The following is a 21,588-nucleotide window of genomic DNA, read 5'->3' as shown; positions in this document are numbered from 1 at the left end:
ATCGGGCCGCTACAACGCCTTTGCTTTCGGTGCCTTCCCTGACGACTCATCGGTACTAAATTTGAACATGAAAACGACTTTCGCGCTGCTGGGATTGGGAATGCTGCTGGGCCTGGCCGGCTGCCAGCACGACGCCGACACCCCGGACCCCGAAGGCCCCGTGGTGCCGCCCACGGCCTACAACCTGGCGGTGCCCACCAACTTCCCCGCCATGCAGGCCGCCCCGGCCGACAACCCCCTCACCAACGAGGGCGTGGCGCTGGGCCGGCAGCTGTTCTACGAGAAAGCGCTGTCGTTGAACGGCACGGTGGCTTGCGCCTCGTGCCACAAGCAGGAGCTGGCTTTCTCTGACGGGCAGGCCCGCGCCACCGGCGTGAACGGCACCACCACCATCCGCAGCTCCATGAGCCTGGCCAACCTGGCCTGGGAGCCCAAGCTGACCTGGGACGGCGCCGCCACCGGCCTGGAAAACCAGGCCCGCATTCCCATCGAAAACCCGCTGGAAATGCACCAGAGCTTGAGCGCCGGCGTGGCCAAGCTGCAAGCCAGCCCCACCTACCCGGCCCTGTTTCGGAAGGCCTTCGGCAGCAGCACCGTCAGCGAGGCCAACGTGCTGAAGGCCCTGGCCCAGTTCGAGCGCACGATGATATCGAGCAACTCGCGCTTTGACCGGTTTCAGCGCGGCGACCGCACGGCCCTCACGGCCTACGAGCAGGCGGGCCTGGTGCTGTTCTACACGCACCCGGCCGGCACGGCCAGCACCCGCGGTGGCAATTGCGGCGACTGCCACACCGGCGACCTGCAAACCGACAACGCCTTCCGCAACAACGGCCTCGATGCCAGCTTCACCGACCTCGGCTTGGGTGGCCTCACCGGCCTGCCCACCGACAACGGCAAGTTCCGGGTGCCCAGCCTGCGCAACATTGCCCTCACGGCGCCCTACATGCACGACGGCCGCTTCGCCACCCTGGAGCAGGTGATGGACCATTACAACCAGCACGTGGTGCTCAACAGCCCCAACATCGACCCGCTGATGCTCAACACGTCGAACACCCGCGGCGGCGGCCCCACCCTGGACCTGACCACCGACGAAAAGGCGAAAATCGTGGCCTTCCTGCGCACTCTGACCGATTCGACGTTTATCCGGGACCCGCGCTTCGCCAAGCCATAGGCCGGGCGACAATCCAGAATTGCCCCAGGTTTGGGTTCTAATTTTGACCCTGAACCAAGTAGGAAACCGGATGCACGGTGCGGCGGTGCTGGGAGATTGTTGCTGATGCTGAGAGAAGAAACACGGAATCTGAAGTCCGTTGCCACCGCCTGCGCGCGGTTTTTTAGTGCCCATGCCAATTCACGCCGGTGCCAATTGCTAGCGGTGCTGCTGAGCCTGGCGCTGCCCCTGGCCGCCCAGGCCCAGGGCCCCGGCCGCGTGAGCGGCAAGCTGCTCGACGGCGCTAATAGCGAACCGCTACCCTTTGCCGGGGTGGTGTTGCTGCGTGCCACCGATTCGAGCTTCGTGGCCGGCGCCCAAACTTTGGAAAGCGGCACATTTTCTATCGAGAAAGTGCCGCTGGGAAACTATGTGCTGAAGGCCTCGGTGGTGGGCTACCGCGTGGGGCTGCGCGCCGTGGCCCTCACGGCCGGCGCACCCACGCTGGATATGGGCCCGCTGCGCCTGCGGGTGGCGGCCACCAAGCTGGCCGAGGTAGTGGTGAAGGGTGAGCGCGCCATCGTGAGCGACAACCTCGACAAGAAAGTCATCGATGTGACCAAGGACCTGACGTCCACCGGCGGCACCGCCGCCGACGTGCTCCAGAACGTGCCCAGCGTGACCGTGGACCAGAACGGCGCCGTGAGCTTGCGCGGCTCGAGCAACGTGAAGGTGTTTGTGGACGGCAAGCCCACCGGCGTGACCCTGGACCAGCTGCCGGCCAGCAGCATCCAGAACATTGAGGTGATAACCAATCCGTCGTCGCGCTACGACGCCGAGGGCACGGCCGGCATCATCAACATCGTGCTCAAAAAGCAGCGCCAGGACGGCTGGAACGGCCAGGCCACCGCCACGGCCGGCACCGGCGACAAATACAACACCTCGCTGAACCTGAACTACCACCAGGGCAAGGTGAACGTGTTCGGCTCCTACGATTTCCGGGAGGACCGGCGCACGGGCTACGGCTCGGTGCGCCAGCGTGCCGACACCGGCCTCGGCACCATCGTGCTGAACCAGGACCGCAGCGGCGTGAACTATAACACCAGCCACGCCGTGCGCCTGGGCCTGGACTATGCCCTCACGCCCGACCAAACGCTGACGCTGGCCGTGCAGCCGCGCTACAACACGCAGCGCTCCATCGAGGACATCATTTCGAGCCAGACCAACACGACCACCAACACACCCGTGGCGCTGGGCAATACCAACCGCTACAACACCGGCCACGGCAGCAACAAGCAGGCCGACCTCAGCCTGGACTACCGCCGCGTGTGGCCCGCCCAAAAGCGCCGCGAGCTGACCGCCAACGCCGTGTACACGCCCGTTAGCAGCTCCCAAACGGCGTATTCGAACGTGGACTACCGCAACGAAGTGGCCTGGACCAACGGCAACCAAAACCAGTATTTCGACAACCAGACCGACCAGGCCTCGGCCCAGATTGACTACGTGATGCCGCTGGGCGAGAAGGGCCGCTACGAGTTGGGCGCCAAAAGCATCTCGCGCCGCTACGACAACGACTACCGCTATACCAGCCTGCCTGCGCTGAAGTTCGACCCCTCCAACCGCTTTCTGTATCACGAGTACATTCAGGCCGCCTACGGCACCTACGCCAACGCGGCCGGCGCTTTCAGCTACCAGTTGGGCCTGCGCCTGGAACAGACCAATACGCGCGGCGACCAGTCGCTCGACGTGCCCAACGCCCACCTCAGCCGCAGCTACCTCAGTTTGTTTCCGAGCGCGGTGCTGGCGTATGATGTGAGCAAGGACAACCGGTTGCAAATCAGCTATTCGCGCCGCGTGCAGCGGCCCAACGCCGATGAACTCAACCCCTTCACCGACCGCTCCGACCCACTGAACCTGCGCACCGGCAACCCGCTGCTGTTCCCTGAGTTCGTGCACGCGCTGGAGCTGGGCGACCAGCGCTTTTTCGGGGCCGGCAGCTCGGTGAGCGGCACGGCCTTCTACCGCTACGAGGAAAACACGATTACCAACATCCGCGACCCATTTTTTCTGGACCCGGTTTCCAACACCATCGTCACGAACAACACGCGCTTGAACGTGGGCCACGAAATCAGCTACGGCCTGGAGCTGGTGGGCACCACCAACCTCACCAGCATCTGGAAAGTCAACGCCAACGCCTCGGCGTTCCGGCGCATCATCCAGGGCTCGGTGCCGACCAATGTCGATTTCAACAACAGCAATTTCGTGTACTCGGGCCGGTTGAATACTACGGTTTCGCCCACCAAAAAGCTCGATTTGCAACTCTCCGGCAATTACCGCTCGCCGGTAGTTACGGCCCAGGGCTCGCGCCTCACCCAGCTCAACTTCGACTTTGCCGCCAAGCAGGCCGTGCTTAAAGACAAAGGCAACATCACGCTGCGGGTGTCCGATATTTTCAATACGCTGCAGTTCAACTTCAATGCCTACGGACCTGGTTTCGAGTCGCTCACGCGCAACAAGCGTGAGTCGCGGGTGGTGTACCTGGGCTTCACCTACCGCTTCGGCAACGAAAACGCGGCCCCACGCACCAAGCGCAAAGAAGAGCAGCCCGATGATGCCGGCGGCAAGGGCTTCGACTAGGGAAGTAGGGGCGCACGAGGAACGTTATGCGCTAAATTTGTGGTTTAGCGGCTTCATCGCCCTACGCTTTTTGTTCTTTCGAATGATGTTCTCGTCCCTCCGCTCCACCTTCGTTTCAGGCATTGCCGCCAGCTTGTTGTTGCTCAGCAGCTGTCAGCAGCAAAAGCCGGCCGCCGAGGCGGCTCCTGCCGCGGCCGCGCCCACGGCACAGGCCCGCTACGAATGCCCCATGGGCTGCGCCGGCAGCCAGAGCAACAAGCCCGGCAAGTGCCCCACCTGCGAGATGGAGCTGGTGAAAAAGTCGTAAGCGGCACCTGAAGCCAAAGCGGGATTTTGCAGGTTTTAGCGGCAATTTTATAAGTTCCGGGACTCATCGGCCGGTAATTTTGTTGCCCTGCCTTTGGTTATACCGGAGCGGCCGCACAGGTGCGGGCTGCTTCTAATTTCACTTCGCCATGTCCACGCTTCGCTTCAAAACCACTATCAACTGCGGCGGCTGCATCAAAGCCGTCACGCCCTCGCTCAACCAGCAGGTGGGCGCCAACAACTGGGAAGTCGACACCGCCAACCCCGACAAAATCCTGACCGTAAAAAACACCCAGGTTGCCCCGGCCGAAATCGTGAAAGCGGTGGAAGAAGCTGGGTTTGAGATTCAGGCGCTGGCTTCGTAAAACTATTGGCTGATGCTAGAAAGAACGTCATGCTGAGCGTAGCCGAAGCATCTCTACCGCGCAACGCAATTCATTCGATTGAATTTACTTCCACGGTAGAGATGCTTCGGCTACGCTCAGCATGACGTTCCTATCTACACAAAAAAGGCGGCCCCGCTACCGGGGCCGCCTTTTTTACGCGTTGCAATCAGCCTTATTGCACCACTACTTTCTGGCTGGTGAGTTGCTCGCCTACTTGCAACTTCACGAGGTAGGCGCCGGCGGGCAGGCTGCCCAGGGCAAATTGCTGCGGGCCGCTCTGCTCGGCGCCGGCCAGGGAGCGCACGCGCTGGCCCAGAGCGTTGTACACGGCCAGCGATACCGGCTGACGTCCGGCGGGCACGGTGTAGACCACTGTGGAGGTAGCCGTGGCGGGGTTGGGGTATACCTGGAAATCGAGGCCTTTGGCCACGGCCGAACGGGTGGCCAGCGTGCCCGAGCCCAGCACAAAGGTCAGGTACTGGTTGCCGGCAATGGTGGTGAAATTGGGGTCGATGCCCAGCGTGGTGGTGCGGTTGGCAATTTGCGGAATCACGTCCGTGAAAAAGCCGCCGTCGCCGTCGGTGTAGGCGGCAAACAAATCGAGGTTGCTGCCCGCCGTGAGCAGTGTGCCGCCAATGGCCGAGAGCGGAATCTCAATTTCCAGCCCTGCGTTGCCGGTATTGGCGCTGAGGTTGGCCGTGTTCAGGTACGCGAACCGAGTGCCCGGCAAAACGGTCGCCGTGGAGGTAACCGCCGTGCCGTTTTTATTGCCCGAGCCCACGTAGGTATCCGTACCAGCGGTAGGCGCGCCGGTGCCCGTCACGTACGAAACGTTGCTGAAATATACGTCGGTAGCGCCGGGGCCAACCGAAACGCGAAAGCCATAGTCCGTCTGCATGTCCAGGGTAGGGCGGTGCTTCAGAGGCGATTGGTTGTCGGCGCCGCCGAGCTGCACGCCTGCCGGCGCCCCCGAGCGGTTCGGTGTATTGATGTAGACCATGAGGGCCCGGTAGTTGCCCGAGGTAGCCGCTTCGGCCGAACCCGCCACCAGAATATTCAGCGTGGTGGCCGTGTAGCCTACATACAGGGCTTTCAGGCCGCGGTCGGTGTCGAGGTGGTTGCCGGTGTAGGATGCCGCCAGTTGGTATTTGCCAGCGCCGGTGCCAATTTCGGCCGTAGTGGCCTGCCCGTCAAGCGTGAACTGGGCCGAGGCCGTGAGCGAAGCCGCCGTGAGGGCGCCCATCGCAGCAAGGGTAAAGAAACGTTTCATGGGAATTTTGAATAAGTGAAAAAATGGTTTGAGAATGAGCTGACTAGAGTTGAACCACCTTCACGACCTCGGTCAGGTCGCCGTGGGTGATTTTTAAGAAGTAAGTGCCCGATGCCAGCCCTGGGGCTTCCCAGCGCACCAGTTGCGGCCCCTGGGCCAGGCGCTGCGGCCCGGCTACCACCCGCACCAGCTGCCCGGTAAGGCTGTAGAGCGCCACCTGCACCGTTTCGGCGCGGGGCAGGCTGAAGGCCAGCGTGCGCAGGCCGGCCGTGGGGTTGGGGAATACCTGCGCGGCCAACTGGGAGGTGGCCGCCGCCGTGGCCGTGGTGGTGGTAGCCACAAATTCTACATCATCGAGACTGGCCGACTGGTTAGCACCCGCATTGGAGCGCAGGCCGATTTCGCACTGCCCGTTCGTCACCACAATGCCCGGCACCTGCACCTGCACCCAGTTGCTGGCAGTGGGCAGCGTGGTGGCCAGCTCGGTGCCCCCAAAGCCGTTGGCGTAGAGCTGGCAGGTGGTTTGGCCGCCGGTGCTCTGGGCCCAGGCGCGCAGCGTGTAGGTGCCGTTGGGCACGTTGCTGAGCAGCTGGTAGGTGCGCACCTGGTAGGCGGTGGCTTTCTGGTGGCCTAGCTGGTAGAGGCTGGCGCGGCCGTAGTTCTGGGTGAGGTCGGCGTCGGCATCGGCACTCGACACGGTGGTCCAGCCCAGCGGCGTCTGGGTGGCGGCGGTGTATTCGAAGCCGGGGTTGTAAACCAGGCCCGGGGCGGGCGGGGTGTTTAAAAACGAGCTGAGCGCCACGGTGGGCTGGCCATTGTTATTCCACAAGCCCAGGCCGTAGCCCATCCAGTTGTAGGCCTGCGGCTCCCAGTACATCACACCCAGGCCTTTGCTACCGGATACGGCCCGCGTTTTGGCCAGCAGGTCGAGCAGCATTTGCTGGCTGGGAATGGCGGCGGTGGCGGGCATGCCGGTTTCCACCACCATCACTTCCTTGCCGGGGTAGCGCACCACCATGTCGTTCATGTTGGCCTGAATCTGGGCGTTGAGCGTGGGCCAGTTCACCTCCGTAGGGTAGTGCGACATGCCGATGACGTCGTAGCGCGCGCCGTTCACGGCCAGTTGGTCGAACACGTTGCGGAAGTAGCTGTTGTTGTAGCCGTTGGCGATGTGCACGATAACCTTGGAAGTCGGGTTCACGGCCTTCACGGCCGCGTAGCCCCGGTCAATGATGGCGGCAAAATTCTGGGGGTTGACGGAGCGGCGGCCGTCGGGCCAGAGCATGCCGTCGTTGGTTTCGTTGCCTACCTGCACCCACTCCGGCACGATGTTGTTGTCTTTCAGCGAGTCCAGCACATCGTAGGTGTGGTCGTACACCGCCGTGAGCAGCTGCGGAAAGGTGTAGTTGGCCCAGGCGGCGGGCTTGGCCTGGTGCGCCGGGTCGGCCCAGGTGTCGCTGTAATGAAAGTCAATCAGGAGGCGGTAGCCCAGGTTACGGGCCCGGATGGCCTTGGCTATCACGTCGTTTTTGCCGTTCCAGCCGCCCGCAGGGTTCACCCATACGCGCAGGCGAATGGCGTTCATGTCATGGTCGCGCAGCAGCCGGAACAGGTCCTGCTGCACCCCGGCTTCGTTGTAGAAGCGGTAATTGGCCTGCTCCATCTGCGTCACCCAGCTGATGTCGGCGCCTTTGGCAAAGGCGGGAGTGGTTTGGGCACTCGCGCGGTTCGCCAAGCCAAGCAGTAAACTCAGGGTGAGGAAGAGTATCGTTTTTCTCATGTCAATTGAAATGTTAATGACTGACAAGTCATTAACTAAAATTTCGGGTAAGAGTTTGGGACTGCTTGGATTTGTATGCAAACGATTGAACAACCCAACACAATCGATTTCTTAAAAACCAGCCCGCTATGAGGTGCCTCAGTGCATCAATACGATGCTGAGTCAAAAAGTTATGCAGTTTCCAGTAAAAAAACTACTGTAGCGACACCGATTCGATGTCGACGCTCAACGGCTTGTCCGTAGCCGCGGCAGCTTCCCAAATTACTTGCAACACTTCGGCTTCAGCCAGCTTGAATGCGGGCGCGTTGGCTGGCTGGTATTGCAGGGCGTTGAAGCCCGGGTAGGGGCGGGGCATTAGCAGCAGCGCATCGGGCTGGAATGCGCTGAGCGGCAGGCGCACATCCTGCAGCTCCGCGCCCAGCGGCAGTTGGGCCGAGTACGTCACCGCATCGCGGGTAGTCAAAGTCACCTTTGCCTGGGCACCGGGCTGGCTGCTGCGGGCCCGCACCACCACTTCCTTAAAACCAGCCACATCGGCCGCACGGCCCGCCAGCCGGTCGCCAAAATATGCCCGTAGGCTAGCGGCCGGGCCGGTTTGGGCCGTCTGGCCGGGGCGCGGCGGCCCCTGTACCAGCCGCAGGGCCAGGGTGCCGGCGGGCGTGGTCACGTAGTCCGTCCAGGAGTTGTTAATAACGCTACGCGCCTCGATATGCTCTTGGTCGCGGCTGGCTCGGAACAGCGGCAGCGGCGTGCCGGCCGCCACAATGGGCACCTCAAAATGCTCCTGGTGGGTATAATCCCAGTCGCGCGGCTGGCCGCTGAAACCGCCGGGAAAGGTGAGCACCTGCGCGCTGTGTTTCAGCACCAGCCAGTAGCGGAGCTGGCCGGGATAAAGTAGGTCGGCGGGCACGGTGGCTTCGTAGGTGGCGTAGGCCGGGCTGGTGGTGGGCAATGTGCGGGTGCGGCCGTAGTAGTGCTGGGCCACCAGAAACACGCTGTCGCCCGGAGCAACGCCGCTAAGGGTGGCGCTCAGGCGCAAGGGCTGCCCGGCCGTGGCCTGCACCGGCGGCGTGTGGCGCACCTGCTGCTGGGCGCCTTCCAGAAAAACAAAGCCTTTGGGCGCAGCAAATTCGCGCAGCTCCCCGTGGTTGAAAGCCGTGCGGGGCGTGAAAGCGGCCGTCGACTTGCCGGCTGCGGCCACCAGATACACACCGGGCCGTACAGTAGCGCGCCCATCGGTAGCGTGCGATTCGTAGGAGTTGCTTTCGTCCAGCGCCTTCAGCGTGAAACCAAGGCCCAAGTCGGGCAGCGAAAGCGTCAGCGGCTGCGTATTCCAGAAAATCTGCGTCACGGGCTTGCTGAGCGAAGCTTTTTCGAACGGGTCGCGGATGGGCACGGCGTCGGGCATCACCTCAAGGCGCCACACGCCGGGCGCCAGCTTGTCGAGGAAGTAGGCCCCGGTGCCACCGTAGCTCACCACTTTGGAGGAGCCCACGCCGGCCAAGTGCTGCAGTTTGGCCGGCTGTTTGGGGGCCGAGGCGGTATTGGCGGTGTAGTAAAATTCCTCGGGCGTGTTCATCTCGCTCAGCTGCTGGCGGTAGCTCACGCGGAAATCGCTGAACACGGAATCCTGGGGGTAGCGCGGGAACTGCTGGCCGCGCTTCACGCTGCGGAAAACCTTGCCGGCAATGAGCAGGCTGATGGCTTTGGCCGGCGTGTAGGCCAGGTTGAGGTAGTGCGTCTGGTACTCGGTGTTGGCGTAGGCAATGGCCAGCGGGTCGTAGGCAAACTGAGTGGCCCACTGAAAACCGGCTTCGCGGAAGCTGCGGGCCATGAACGGGTACATGATGGGCTGAATAATGTCGGCCGACTCGAACTCGTACACCATTTTGGCCTTGCTCGTGAAGCGCGAGTCGGTACGGTAGGGGATAGGGTATTGGTCGACGTAAGGCAGAAAGTTGCCGCGCAGCGCGTGGTTGGCCACCAGCCCCTGCGGGTACCACTGGAAAGTGAGGCCGTCGACCTTGGCATTAAGGATGGCCTCGTACACGTCGGGGTTTTCCGACACGTTGTAGAACACCGGCTTGCGGCAGCCCGTGGCCCAGATGGCGGCGGCCATGCGGTTGGCAAAGCTGGTCACTTCGCTCTCGGGCTTGTGGTAGCGCGGCTCGTTGCACACCTCGAAGGCCAGAATGTCGGGGTCTTCGCGGTTGAGGGCCTTGGTGTAGGCATTGCGGTGGTTGAGGAACTGCGTGAGGTAGCGCTCCTGGGCCGCAATGGCGCGCGGGTTGGTGTAGGCCTCGCCCTTCGAAAAGATGCTGGAAAAGCCCGTGCCGGTGTCCTTTTCCGGGTAGCCGTTGTTCCAGTAGGCGATGGGCGTGAGAATGATTTTGATGCCCCGCTGCTTGAGCTCGTTCACCAGAAAATCGAGCAGCCGCAGGTGCTCGTTCTCCTGCAAATTGCCCACCGTGTCGGTAATTTCCACGTCCCACACATGCACCCGAAAGGCATCGACCCCCAGCCGGGCCAGGTGGTACACGTCCTGCCGAATGGCCTCTTCGTGGTTCACGCCCAGCTTCTGCAGAGCGCGGTAGGAGTAGGCAAAGGGCGCGGTGTAGTTCACCCCGAACAGGGCTACTTCCTGGCCACCTTTCTGCCAGCGCAGCACGCCTTTTTTATCGACGTATACGTCGCCGCCGGGCGCTTTCGCGGGCTTCTGAGCCAGCGCCTCTGCGCAGGCAAAAAGGTGAAAGCAGCAGCTTAGCAGCAACAGAAGCGTGGGGCGCTTGCACATAGGTGGGCGGGATAGGGAGAAAGCCGAAGAAACACCCCAAAATTACGCCATTCAGCCCCCGCAGCCCAGACAATCGATTGCCTGCCTTTAAAAGTTAGACAGTACTTTTCGGCCTCCAACGCAACCTGGCTGGCCTGTGGCCGAGCTTAGCTGCCCGCAACCCATTGCGTTGGCCCGAGTTTTCTTCCTTTATTCTTTCTCCCCACCTCTCCATGTCCGCAACCCTCGCCCAAGCCCTCGGGGCCGATTTTCAACAACGTTTCGGCTACGCGCCGCTGCTGGTGCGGGCCCCCGGCCGCGTGAACCTCATCGGCGAGCACACCGACTACAACGGCGGTTTTGTGCTACCCGCGGCCGTTGACAAAGAGGCGGTGTTTGCCGTGGGTCTGAACAAGGGCACGCAAATCCGGCTGGTGGCCCACGACCTGAACGAAACCCTGGAGCTGGCCAACGCCGCCGAAATCGCGCCCAGCGCCACGCACTGGGCCAATTACCTGCTGGGCGTGGCGGCCCAGTTCCAGCTGCGCGGCATTGATGTGCCGGGATTCGACTGCGTGTTTGCCGGCACCGTGCCGCTGGGTGCGGGCATGTCGTCGTCGGCCGCCATTGAGTGCGGCCTGGCCTTCGCGCTCAATGAGTTGCTGAAGGCCGGTTTTGAGAAGATGGAGTTGGCTCGCATTGCCCAGTTTGCCGAGCACACCTATGCCGGCGTGCAGTGCGGCATCATGGACCAGTTTGCCAGCCTCTTCGGGCGCGACGGCCACGTGGTGCGCCTCGACTGCCGCTCGCTCGACTACGAGTATTTCCCCTTCGACACCCAGGCGGCCCGCATCGTGCTCTGCAACTCGGGCGTGAAGCACAGCCTGGCCAGTTCTGAATACAACACCCGCCGCCAGGAGTGCGAGCGCGGCGTATCGGTACTCCAGCAGCACTACGAAGGCATCGGCAGCCTGCGCGACGCCACCCTGGAACAGCTCGAAGCCGTGAAAGGCGAAATCGGCGGTACCGTATATCGCCGCTGCGCCTACGTGGTGCAGGAAAACGCCCGCGTGGAAGCCGCCTGCCAGTGCCTTATCGCGGGCGATTTGGCCGGCTTCGGCAAAGAGATGTACGGCAGCCACGCCGGCTTGCGCGACGACTACGAAGTGAGCTGCGCCGAGCTCGACGTGTTGGTCGAAGCCGCCCAGAAAGCCCCCGGCGTATTCGGCGCCCGCATGATGGGCGGCGGTTTCGGCGGCTGCACCATCAACCTGGTGGCCCCGGATAAGGTGGACGAATTCATCGCCAGCGTGAGCAAGGTGTACGAGGAGAAATTTGGGCTGAAGCTGGAGACGTACCAGACCACGATTGTGGCCGGAGTAGGGACGGTGGCGTAATAGCGTCATGCAGAGCGCAGCGAAGCATCTTGCGTGCAATAGCAAATCAATATTTTGGACGTCAGGAGTTAGTGGCAGCACGCGAGATGCTTCGCTGCGCTCTGCATGACGTTCTAACTAAACCATTCTTCCATGTCCGCTTCCTTCGATTCCACCGAACACCCGCACCGCCGCTTCAACGCCCTAGCCGGCGAATGGGTCCTTGTCTCGCCGCACCGTTCCAAGCGCCCCTGGCAGGGCCAACAGGAAGAGCCCGAGCAGGAGCACCGCCCCGCCTACGACCCCACCTGCTACCTCTGCCCCGGCAACAGCCGCGTGGGCGGCGAGCAGAACCCCAAGTACGAGTCGACCTACGTCTTCAACAACGACTTCGGCGCCCTCACGCCCGACGTGCCTACCGGCGGCCTGAACGAAGGCGGCCTGCTGCGCGCCGAGGCCGAGTCGGGCGTGTGCCGCGTCATCTGCTTCTCGCCGCGCCACGACCTCACCTTGCCGCAAATGACGGTGCCCGCCATCCGCAAGGTGGTCGATTTGTGGGTGGAGGAATTCGCCATGCTCGGCGCGCGGCCGGACATCAACTACGTGCAGATTTTCGAGAACAAGGGCCCGATGATGGGCTGCTCGAACCCGCACCCGCACGGCCAGATTTGGGCCCAGCGCACCGTGCCCGGCGAGCCGGCCAAGGAAACCACGCAGCAGCTGGCCTACTTCCAGGAGCACGGCCGCACGCTGCTGGCCGACTACCTGAAAATTGAGCTAGAGAAAAAGGAACGGGTGGTGCTCGAAAACGAACATTTCGTGGTGCTGGTGCCCTTTTGGGCAGTATGGCCTTTCGAAACCATCATTATCTCGCGCCGCGCCGTGCAGGACATCACCCAGCTCACGGACGATGAGCGCACCGCGCTGGCCGACGCCGTACGCCGCCTCACCATCCGCTACGACAACCTGTTCAACATCAGCTTCCCGTACTCGGCCGGCCTGCACCAGCGCCCGACCGATGGCCAAGAGCACCCCGAGTGGCACCTGCACATGCATTTCTACCCGCCGCTGCTGCGCTCGGCCACGGTGCGCAAGTTCATGGTGGGCTATGAAATGCTGGGCGACCCGCAGCGCGACGTGACGCCGGAATTCAGCGCCGGGCGCCTGCGCGAGCAGTCGGAAGTACATTATAAGGGCGTGCCGGCGGAGTAGGCGGTTATCTTCGGAAACATCATTTTTCAGAACGTCATGCTGAGCGCAGCCGAAGCATCTCGCGTGCTGAAGTAATCCAATCGCAAGAAAAGAATTACTACCACACGCGAGATGCTTCGGCTGCGCTCAGCATGACGTTCTGCATTTTAACAATAAGTCTGTAAGCCACCCATGCCCCACAAATACCGCCTGCTCGGCAGCCTACTAACCGGCCTCGTCCTGCTGAATGCCCCCGCCGCTTCAGCTCAAAAAGCCCCTAAAGCCACGAAAGCTGCCACAGCTACAAAAGCGGCAACGGACTACTTCCCGGCGGCCGACATGATGACCATCGGCGTGTATTACTACCCCGAGGCGTGGCCGGAAAGCCAGTGGGCGCGCGACTTCGCCAACATGCGCAAGTTGGGTCTGGAATTTGTGCACATGGGCGAGTTTGCCTGGGGCCTGTATGAGCCGCAGGAAGGAAAATACAGCCTAGACTGGTTGGAGCGCGCCGTGACCCTTGCCAGCCAGGCGGGCCTGAAAGTGGTGCTGTGCACGCCCAGCGCCGCGCCGCCCGTGTGGCTGGCCGAAAACCACCCCGAAACCATGATGGTGAGCGCCCAGGGCCGCCGCCAGGCCCACGGCACTCGCGAGCAAGGCAACTGGAGCTCGCCGCTGTTCCGGCAGTACGTGGCCAAAATCAACACCCAGCTGGCCCAGCGTTTCGGGCAGAACCCGGCCGTGGTGGGCTGGCAGATTGACAACGAGCTGAGCCACTACGGCCGGCAGTTTTCCTACGACGACTTCAGCAAAGCCAAATTTCAGGCCTGGCTAAAGCAGAAGTACGGCACCATCGACAACCTGAACCGCGACTGGGGCAACGTGTTCTGGTCGCAGCTCTACCAGAATTTCGAGCAGGTCCGCATCCCCAATCAGGACGAGCTGGTGGCCACGCCCAACCCCCATGCGCTGCTGGATTTCGAGCGCTGGTTTGCCGACGAGGCCGCCGACTACATCCGCGAGCAGGCGGCCACGCTGCGCCAACACAGCCGACGCCAGTGGGTGACTACCAACCACATGGCCACCCACCGCGACATCAACCCCGCCCTCACCCGCAAGGATGTGGACATCACTACCTGGACGGTGTACCCCGTACACGGAGAGGTATTTCCGGAGAATGGGCCGCTGGGTTTCCGGCTGGGCAACGGGGCCATGCTGGGCTTCATGCACGATTTCACGCGCAGCCTGAACGGCTACTCCGGCGTGATGGAGCTGCAGCCCGGCCAGGTGAACTGGGGCGACGTGAACCCGCAGCCGCAGCCCGGTGCCGTGCACATGTGGCTGATGCACGCTTTCGGCTCGGGCGCGAACCTGATTTGCTCGTACCGCTACCGGCAGCCGCGCGCGGGCAGCGAGCTGTACCACTACGGCTTCGTGGGGCCCGATGGGGTGACGCCCCTGCCCGGCGGCCTCGAATACGCCCAGGCCATGCGCGAGGTGAACCAGCTGCGCCAGCTGCGGAAGCCCAACGCCCAGATGCCCGCTCGCCACGCTGCCCGCCGCACCGCCCTGCTCTACAACGTCGACAACCGCTTCGACCTCGATAACCAGACCTCCACCACCCGCTGGAACAGCATGGGCCACCTGCTGCGCTACTACCGCGGCCTGAAAACCCTGAACTGCCCGGTCGACGTCATCACCGAAGACCAGGATTTCAGCAAGTACCCTTTCTTGGTAGCGCCAGCTTACCAATTGCTCGACAAGACGTTGGTAGACCGCTGGACCTCCTACGTGCAGAACGGCGGCCACCTCATTCTCAGCGCCCGCACCGGCCAGAAAGACCGGCGCGGCATGCTCTGGGAAGGCCCCTGGGCCATGCCCATCCTCGACCTCATCGGCGCGAAATTCGGCGACCGGCCCTTCGACATGCTGCCCGGCCAGGTGAAGGGGCAGGTGGCCGCCGCTGGCAAGAAATACGACTGGGGCAGCTGGGGCGAGCAACTGGTGCCCAATGCCGGCACCAGCACCCTGGCCACCTACGCCGACCAGTTCTACGCCGGCGCGGCGGCCGTGGTCACGCGCAAGCTGGGCAAGGGCACGGTGACCTATGTGGGCGCCGAGTCGCTGAGCGGCGACCTGGAGCGCGACGTGCTGCGGCAGGTGTACGCCGCCGCCAACGTAGCCGTAGAGAACTTGCCCGACCAATTCATGGTGAACTGGCGCGACGGGTTTTGGGTGGCTACTAACTTCACTTCCAGCCGGCAAACCGTGCCGGCGCCCGCTGGCGCCAAGCTGCTGGTGGGCACCCGCGAGCTGGAACCGGGCGGCGTGGCCGTGTGGCAGGAGTAAGCAACAGAATTAATGATTATTGCGTGCGGATAGGCCGGAGGAAAGAACTACTTTTGCGTTTTCCTTCCCGGCCTTCCTTTTCATCCATTTTCCCATCCCCTTGACGCCCAAACGCGCCTCCATTTCAGACATTGCCAAGGAGCTGAAACTCGCCGTTTCGACCGTGTCGCGGGCGTTGAGCGGGCATTCGCGCATCAGCGAGGCCACCCGGCAGCGGGTGTGGCAGCTGGCCGAGCAGCTCGACTACCAGCCCAACCACCTGGCCGCTGCCCTGCGCAAAGGCCGCAGCAACACGCTGGGGGTCATTCTGCCAAACATCGACGGCCACTTTTTTGCCCTCGTAATGAAGGGCGCGGAAGCCGTGGCCAACCAGGCCGGCTTCAACGTGATGCTCTGCCAGAGCAACGAAGACCACGCCCACGAAGCCAAAAACGTGGAAACGCTGATGAACGCACAAGTCGATGGCATTCTGGTGTCGTTGGCGCGCAATACCCACGATTTTCAGCACTTCGAGAAGGCCAGGCAACGCAACCTGCCGCTGGTTTTTTTCGACCGTATTCTGGATGGCAGCGAGGTGAGCGCCGTGGTGGTGGACGACCAGCGCGGCGGCTATGAGGCCACCCGCCACCTGCTGGCCCAGGGCCGCCGCCGCATTGCCCACTTCGGCGGCCCGCAGCACCTCAACATCTTCAAGGACCGCTACGCCGGCTACCGCCAGGCCCTGGAGGAAGCCGGCATACCGCTGGAAGAAGAGTTGGTAGTGCTCTGCCACGACATGTCGTTGGAAGACGGCGCGGCCGGCATCCGCCAGCTGCTGGCGCTGCCGCAGCCGCCCGATGCCGTCTTCTCGTCGGGCGACTTCACGGCCGTGGGGGCGCTCGATGCCCTTAAGGAAAAGGGCCTACGCGTGCCGCAAGACGTGGCCTTGGTCGGCTTCGGCAACGAAACTTTCTCCTCGCTCACCGAGCCCAAGCTCACCACCATCGACCAGCGCTGCGAGGAAATGGGCGGCGCGGCCATCCGCCTGCTGCTGGAAATGATTCAGAATGACACCCAGACGCGCACACCCCGCAAAATCGTGCTCCGGCCGGAATTGCTCACCCGGGCGTCGTCGGCGCAGAACTGAGACACGGGACATGAGTAGGGAGACATGCGACATGGGAATAGAGAGGTAGAAGACGCCATGCATTCTCCCATCTCACCTCGCACGGCTCACCTCTCGGACTACCTGCTGTTCGTCGATACCGAAACCTCGGGCATCCCGCGCGACTGGACGAAGCCCTACGCCAGCCGCAAAAGCTGGCCGCACATCGTGCAGCTGGCCTGGATAATCTGCACGCCCGACGGCCGCGAAATCAAGGCCGAAAACCACTACATCCAGCCCAGCGACTACGACATGAGCCCCGAGTCGGGCCGCGTGCACGGCCTGACGGTGGACTTCCTGCGCGCCAACGGCCGGCCCCGCCACGCCGTGATGCAGCGCCTGCACCGCGACCTGCAGCACTACCGGCCGCTGGTGGTGGCCCATTTCATGCAGCTCGATTTCCACATGGTGGGGGTGGGCTTCCACCGCGCCGGCCTGAAAAACGTGCTGGCCGACCTGCCCACCTTCTGCACCATGCGGGCCACCGGGCCGCTGGTGCGCCACCCCACGCAGGGTTTCCTGCGCCTGGGTGAGCTGTACGAGCGCCTGTTTCACGAGCCGCTGCTCCACGCCCACGACGCCCTGGTGGACGTGCGCGCCACCGCCCGCTGCTACTTCGAAATGCGCCGCCAGGGCCTCATCACCGACGAAACCATTGCCAAGCAAACGCCCGTGACCGTGCCGCCGGAGCGCCCGGTGCAGCCCTTGCGGCGCAAGCGGCTGCGCATTGGCGTGGCGCCGTGGCTGCTACTGGCGACGCTGGCGCTGCTGGTGCTGGCCTTCTGGTTGATTTCGTAGGATGGTAGGAACTGTACTAAACTTAAGAGAAAACGTCATGCAGAGCGCAGCGCAGCATCTTTACCGCGCTAGTAATCAGTATTATTCAACGAAGCGGTACAGATGCTTCGCTGCGCTCTGCATGACGTTCTATAAATTCTAACGCTACCCCTGATATGCCCGATAAACTCGATTTCCTCCGCACCGTCAAGCCCTTCGACTTGCTGCCCGAGGACGTGCTGGCCGAAGTGGCGGCGAGCCTGCAGGAGGTGCAGCACCCCCGCGAGGGCGTCATTTACTTTCAGGACGAGACGAAGCTGCGCGGGCTCGACATTCTGGTGGAGGGCGAATACGAAACGTTTTTCTACGACAGCCAGCAGAACCGGCGCGTGGTTGAATACAGCCGGCCGGGCGACTGCTACGGCGGCGTGTCGCTGCTGCTGAACCGGAAAAAGTCGCTCCGCACGGTGGTGGCCAAGAAAAATACCCGCGTGTACTTCCTGCACCGGCGCGAGTTTCTGGCCTTGTGTCAGGGCTACGAAGGCTTCTTTCACTTCTTCACTGCGCGCTACGGCCAGCGCATGCTCAACGAGGAGTACGCCCACTTTGTGCGGCCTCTCACCAGCGCCGGCCAGAGCTACCTGGCGTCGGACCAGCTGTTTTCGCGCCGCATCGAGACGCTGGAATTGCGCCCCATGGTGCTGTGCGCCGCCTACACGCCCATTCACGAAGTGGCGCGCCGCATGGCCGAGGCCCGCACCAGCTGCTACTTCATCACCGATGCCGACGTGGACGGCCAAATCATCGGCTACGTGACGGACATCACGTTGCGCGACAAGGTGGTGGCCGGCCTGGCCGATGCTCATTTGCCCGTCGAAACCATTCTGGACGCGCCGGTGGTCAGCATCAGCTCGCGGGCGTTTGTACACGAGGCCATTCTGCTGATGTTCCGGACCAAGACGCGCTATTTGTTGGTCGAAACCGACGGCGAATACGTGGGCTTCCTGAGCCGCAACAAGCTGCTGACCGACGACCAGGCCCAGTCGCCGTTCATCTTCATTCAGAGCGTGAAGCAGGCCCAGGCCGTGCCCGAGCTGAAGCGCCGCTGGGAGCAAGTCCCGGAAATGGTGTACCAGCTCCTGAACCGCGGCGTGAAGCCCGAAATCGTGAACCAGGTTATCACCACCGTGTCCGATACCATTGCCCTCAAGCTCATTGAGGGCGCCATTGCCGAGCTGGGGCCGCCGCCCGCCCGGTTCGTGTACATGGTGCTGGGCAGTGAGGGCCGCAAGGAGCAAACCCTGCTCACGGACCAGGACAACGCCATTATTTACGAAGACAAGGCGAACGAGCAACGTGAACTGGTGCGGGCCTACTTCCTGAAATTTGCCGAAATGGTGAGCGACCAGCTCAACGAAATTGGCTTCAGCTACTGCGAGGGCGGCTTCATGGCCAAAAATCCGAAGTGGACGCACTCGCTCTCGCACTGGAAGCGCAACTACGTGGAGTGGATGACCGAAGCCAACCCCGAAGCCGGCATGCAGTTCGCCGCCTCCTTCGACTGCCGCTACATTTATGGCGACGCCGAAATCATGGACGAGCTGCACACCTTCCTCGATGCCGAGCTGCAGAAGCCGCGCGAGCGGTTTTTCCACTACATGGCCGTGAACGCGCTGCAATACGAGCCGCCGCTCACGTTTTTCCGCAACATCCGCACCTTCGCCCACGGCGACCAGCAGGTATTCAACCTCAAGCGCACCATGTCGCCCATCGTGGACCTGGTGCGCATGTACGCCCTCAAGCACCGCATTTTCGCCACCAACACCGGTGAGCGGCTGGAGGCCCTGCGCGCCGCCGGCGTCTTCACCGAGCGAGAAGCCCAGGAACTGCTGCAGTCCTATTATTACCTGATGGGCGTGCGCCTGAAAAAGCAGGCTGCCCAAATCATCAGCGACAACGTGGCGCCCGATAATTACCTCGACCCCAAAAGCCTGACCAAAGTGGAGCAGGTGACCCTGAAGGAAATCTTCAAGGTCATCGCCGATTTTCAGCTCAAGATTAAGGTGGGCTTCACGAAGTCGTTGGGGTAGGCGACTGTCGCGTAGAAATAGCTGTCATTGCGAGCGCAGCGAAGCAATGACAGCTATTTCTACGGTTACTTCGCTCGCCGCATTTCCTCGCGGCGCATGGGCATCCTGTCCACAATGCCGAACAAGGCGGCGGGCTTTATTGGCCGGCTGCTTTTCTCCTTCACCCCGCCGTCCTTGCCGATGAGCACGGCGGCGAAAGCAGGCGGGGTGAGCCCGATTTCCCGCCGGAGAAACTGTTTGTCAGCCGCCGAAAGCTGGTCGTAGAGCACCGGCAGCACCAGAAAGTCGCGCGCCGCCAGTCCCGCTTCCTCAGTTGCTAAAAGCGCCTTTTGGTACTGGAAATCGGCGTGCGCAGCGTTGGGAGCGGCAATCAACAGCACGCGCTTTTTCCACTGGTTTTCGCGCAGGGTCTTTTCCAGGCTCAAGGGCTTGGGTATTTGAGCGCGGAGCGGGGCACGCAGAACGAGCAAGGCGACCGTGGCTGATAGCAGCAGAAAGGCGAAGCGTTTCATACAACCGGCAATAGACGCAAGAGTGAAAGGGGGATGGGAAGCCGGCAAAAGGCCGCCAGCATCGGTCGGTGACCGTAACACGCAGGCTATCCGAAAGATTTTGCGCAATCATCGATGCGCTGTCGGCTGGTTGATGATAAGAATAATTGATTTGATTAATGTAAGCGCTGCAATCAGCAAGCCTGCTGCTTAACATTTATGGCGTTATCTATTTGATTTTATGATAAATAGAAGAAGTTGATACGTCTTGGAATTATCGGAATAATAGTTGGAAAGCGCCAAGGTGAGGCGGGGAGGATTAGTTTTGATGTTGGCGCGGTCAAACCGGATGGGGCCTCCCGGTTGTTGTGCTATCCACTACCTCGCCCGTGCACCATCCTATGACATTTACTGCCAGTTCCTGGTTGGTTTCGATGGGCGACCTCTCGCGGGTAGTGCTGCTGCTGACTGGTTTGCTGGGCCTGCTGCGCTTTGCGGAGCTGCCTCGAGGGCTGCGCTATCTGGTGGGACTGGCCTGGTTTGGCTTGCTGATGGAAACGGCATCCATTTTCATGCACGGCCACGTTTCCAACCTGTGGCTTATTCCGTTCGACTCGGCCGGGGAGCTGTGGCTATTGTCGCTGGTGTATGCCTGGGCGTTGGGCTCGGCCCGCTTTGCGCGGTGGCGGCCGTGGTGGGTGGGCGCTTTTGTGCTGTATGCCGGCCTGAGCAGCCTCGTGGTGCCGCGGGCCCGGTTCAGCACCGGAGTGCTCGTGCTCGAAAGCCTGTTGCTACTTCTGTTGGCGGGGCTGTATTTTCGCAAGCTGCTGAACGAGCTGCAGGTGCCGCGTCTGGACCGGGACCCCATGTTCTGGGTGTCGACGGGCCTGCTGCAATTTTCCTTGGGCAAGCTACTGATAGCCCTGTTTGGCAACTATATGCTGGAACACTACTCCCTGGCATTGAACCAGTGGGTGTGGGCCTTGCATGCGCTGCTCATCACCGTGCTGTACCTCTGCTACTTCCGAGCCCTATGGATGCGCCCGCAGAAGTAACCTTTATTCCGCTGCTGCTGGGGGGCATTGGACTGATATTGCTATTGGCCGGGGCCTTTGTGTGGTTTGTGGTCACGTACCAGCGGCGGTTGTTTCGGCAGCAACTGCACGAGCGCGGCACCGAAGCCGCGCACCAGAACGCCCTGCTGGCCGCCATCATTGCCGCCCAGGAGGCCGAGCGTGAGCGCATCGGCCGCGACCTGCACGACGATGTGGCCTCGTCCATCGCCATGGCCAAAATGCTCGTCGACCGCCTCACGCCCGACCCGCACGACCCCGACGCGCCCGCTCTGCTGGGCCTGGCCCGCGAGGTGCTGGGCTCGGCCGTGGAGGAAGTGCGCACGGTGTCGCACAGCCTCTACCCGGCCATGCTGGCCCGCGTGGGCCTGGTGCACGCCCTGCGCTACCTGGCCGACCTGAGCCGCCAGACCGAAACGCTGGAAGTAGCGTTTGAGGCCCACTACCCGCTGCCGCTGCCCTTGGCGCAGGAACTGGCCCTCTACCGCATTTGCCAGGAGCTGGTTTACAACAGCCTGAAGCATGCCCACGGCGCTACGCGCCTCGGGGTGCGGCTGTGGCAGCACGAGGCCGTGCTCACGCTGGCCGTGGAGGACGACGGGCGCGGCTTCCAGCCCAACGGCCCCCAGGCCGCTGGCACCGGTGTGGGCCTGAGCAGCATTGCCGTGCGGGTGGAGATGCTCAACGCGCGCCTGGTGCAGCACTCATCGCCCAGCCAGGGCACCCAAACGCGCATCGACTTGGACAACCCGGCGGCCTGACCGGCTGGGCTCCCGGCGCGCTTTACTCGCGACG

Annotated in this window: 16 protein-coding genes; 12 read left to right on the top strand and 4 right to left on the bottom strand. The window is 62.5% G+C overall.

Annotated elements, in window-relative coordinates; translation table 11 throughout:
* The first annotated feature begins 67 nt into the window (after nucleotides 1–67).
* The 4 genes from Q4S41_RS09095 to Q4S41_RS09080 all read left to right on the top strand — a co-directional run bounded on the left by Q4S41_RS09095 (nucleotide 68) and on the right by Q4S41_RS09080 (nucleotide 4,458).
* A complete protein-coding gene (locus Q4S41_RS09095; protein WP_305030797.1) occupies nucleotides 68–1,171 on the top strand; it encodes a cytochrome-c peroxidase in 1,104 nt (367 codons plus the stop codon).
* 204 nt (nucleotides 1,172–1,375) lie between these two features.
* Nucleotides 1,376–3,787: a TonB-dependent receptor domain-containing protein gene (locus Q4S41_RS09090; protein ID WP_305030831.1), complete on the top strand. Its 2,412-nt coding sequence runs from the start codon at nucleotides 1,376–1,378 to the stop codon at nucleotides 3,785–3,787.
* An 82-nt stretch (nucleotides 3,788–3,869) separates the two neighbouring features.
* On the top strand, nucleotides 3,870–4,094 hold the full coding sequence (locus Q4S41_RS09085) for a heavy metal-binding domain-containing protein (protein WP_305030796.1): 225 nt from the start codon (nucleotides 3,870–3,872) through the stop codon (nucleotides 4,092–4,094).
* 148 nt (nucleotides 4,095–4,242) lie between these two features.
* On the top strand, nucleotides 4,243–4,458 hold the full coding sequence (locus Q4S41_RS09080) for a heavy-metal-associated domain-containing protein (RefSeq protein ID WP_305030795.1): 216 nt from the start codon (nucleotides 4,243–4,245) through the stop codon (nucleotides 4,456–4,458).
* Between the two features lie 193 nt (nucleotides 4,459–4,651).
* Here the strand turns inward: Q4S41_RS09080 and Q4S41_RS09075 are convergent, their stop codons facing one another.
* The 3 genes from Q4S41_RS09075 to Q4S41_RS09065 all read right to left on the bottom strand — a co-directional run bounded on the left by Q4S41_RS09075 (nucleotide 4,652) and on the right by Q4S41_RS09065 (nucleotide 10,323).
* Nucleotides 4,652–5,749: a T9SS type A sorting domain-containing protein gene (locus tag Q4S41_RS09075; RefSeq protein WP_305030794.1), complete on the bottom strand. Its 1,098-nt coding sequence runs from the start codon at nucleotides 5,747–5,749 to the stop codon at nucleotides 4,652–4,654.
* A 43-nt stretch (nucleotides 5,750–5,792) separates the two neighbouring features.
* On the bottom strand, nucleotides 5,793–7,529 hold the full coding sequence (locus Q4S41_RS09070; protein ID WP_305030793.1) for a glycosyl hydrolase 53 family protein: 1,737 nt from the start codon (nucleotides 7,527–7,529) through the stop codon (nucleotides 5,793–5,795).
* A gap of 193 nt (nucleotides 7,530–7,722) precedes the next feature.
* Nucleotides 7,723–10,323 (bottom strand): cellulase family glycosylhydrolase, encoded by a 2,601-nt coding sequence (locus tag Q4S41_RS09065; protein ID WP_305030792.1) that lies wholly within the window; start codon nucleotides 10,321–10,323, stop codon nucleotides 7,723–7,725.
* A 212-nt stretch (nucleotides 10,324–10,535) separates the two neighbouring features.
* On the opposite strand from Q4S41_RS09065, the gene galK reads away from it, so the two are divergent.
* From galK to Q4S41_RS09030, 6 genes are all read left to right on the top strand, one after another.
* Nucleotides 10,536–11,699, top strand: coding sequence for a galactokinase (galK, locus tag Q4S41_RS09060; protein WP_305030791.1), 1,164 nt, complete (start codon nucleotides 10,536–10,538; stop codon nucleotides 11,697–11,699).
* Nucleotides 11,700–11,831: 132 nt separating this feature from the next.
* Nucleotides 11,832–12,890 (top strand): UDP-glucose--hexose-1-phosphate uridylyltransferase, encoded by a 1,059-nt coding sequence (locus Q4S41_RS09055; protein ID WP_305030790.1) that lies wholly within the window; start codon nucleotides 11,832–11,834, stop codon nucleotides 12,888–12,890.
* A 171-nt stretch (nucleotides 12,891–13,061) separates the two neighbouring features.
* Nucleotides 13,062–15,218 (top strand): beta-galactosidase, encoded by a 2,157-nt coding sequence (locus Q4S41_RS09050; RefSeq protein ID WP_305030789.1) that lies wholly within the window; start codon nucleotides 13,062–13,064, stop codon nucleotides 15,216–15,218.
* 100 nt (nucleotides 15,219–15,318) lie between these two features.
* A complete protein-coding gene (locus Q4S41_RS09045) occupies nucleotides 15,319–16,344 on the top strand; it encodes a LacI family DNA-binding transcriptional regulator (RefSeq protein ID WP_305030788.1) in 1,026 nt (341 codons plus the stop codon).
* Nucleotides 16,345–16,401: 57 nt separating this feature from the next.
* On the top strand, nucleotides 16,402–17,160 hold the full coding sequence (locus Q4S41_RS09040; protein ID WP_305030787.1) for a 3'-5' exonuclease: 759 nt from the start codon (nucleotides 16,402–16,404) through the stop codon (nucleotides 17,158–17,160).
* A 155-nt stretch (nucleotides 17,161–17,315) separates the two neighbouring features.
* Nucleotides 17,316–19,229, top strand: coding sequence for a DUF294 nucleotidyltransferase-like domain-containing protein (locus tag Q4S41_RS09030; RefSeq protein WP_369811269.1), 1,914 nt, complete (start codon nucleotides 17,316–17,318; stop codon nucleotides 19,227–19,229).
* A 65-nt stretch (nucleotides 19,230–19,294) separates the two neighbouring features.
* On the opposite strand, the gene Q4S41_RS09025 is transcribed toward Q4S41_RS09030, so the two are convergent.
* Nucleotides 19,295–19,654, bottom strand: a complete 360-nt coding sequence (locus Q4S41_RS09025) for a DUF4174 domain-containing protein (protein ID WP_305030786.1) — start codon at nucleotides 19,652–19,654, stop codon at nucleotides 19,295–19,297.
* A 467-nt stretch (nucleotides 19,655–20,121) separates the two neighbouring features.
* On the opposite strand from Q4S41_RS09025, the gene Q4S41_RS09020 reads away from it, so the two are divergent.
* A complete protein-coding gene (locus Q4S41_RS09020; protein WP_305030785.1) occupies nucleotides 20,122–20,775 on the top strand; it encodes a hypothetical protein in 654 nt (217 codons plus the stop codon).
* Nucleotides 20,754–21,554: a sensor histidine kinase gene (locus Q4S41_RS09015; protein WP_305030784.1), complete on the top strand. Its 801-nt coding sequence runs from the start codon at nucleotides 20,754–20,756 to the stop codon at nucleotides 21,552–21,554. The genes Q4S41_RS09020 and Q4S41_RS09015 overlap by 22 nt, the downstream gene beginning before the upstream one ends.
* Nucleotides 21,555–21,588 lie beyond the last annotated feature (34 nt).

The organism is Hymenobacter convexus (genome assembly GCF_030580955.1).
In the GTDB taxonomy this organism is placed as follows: domain Bacteria; phylum Bacteroidota; class Bacteroidia; order Cytophagales; family Hymenobacteraceae; genus Hymenobacter.
Note: the sequence above shows the minus strand (reverse complement) of the source record. Positions and strands in the feature narration are given on the sequence as shown.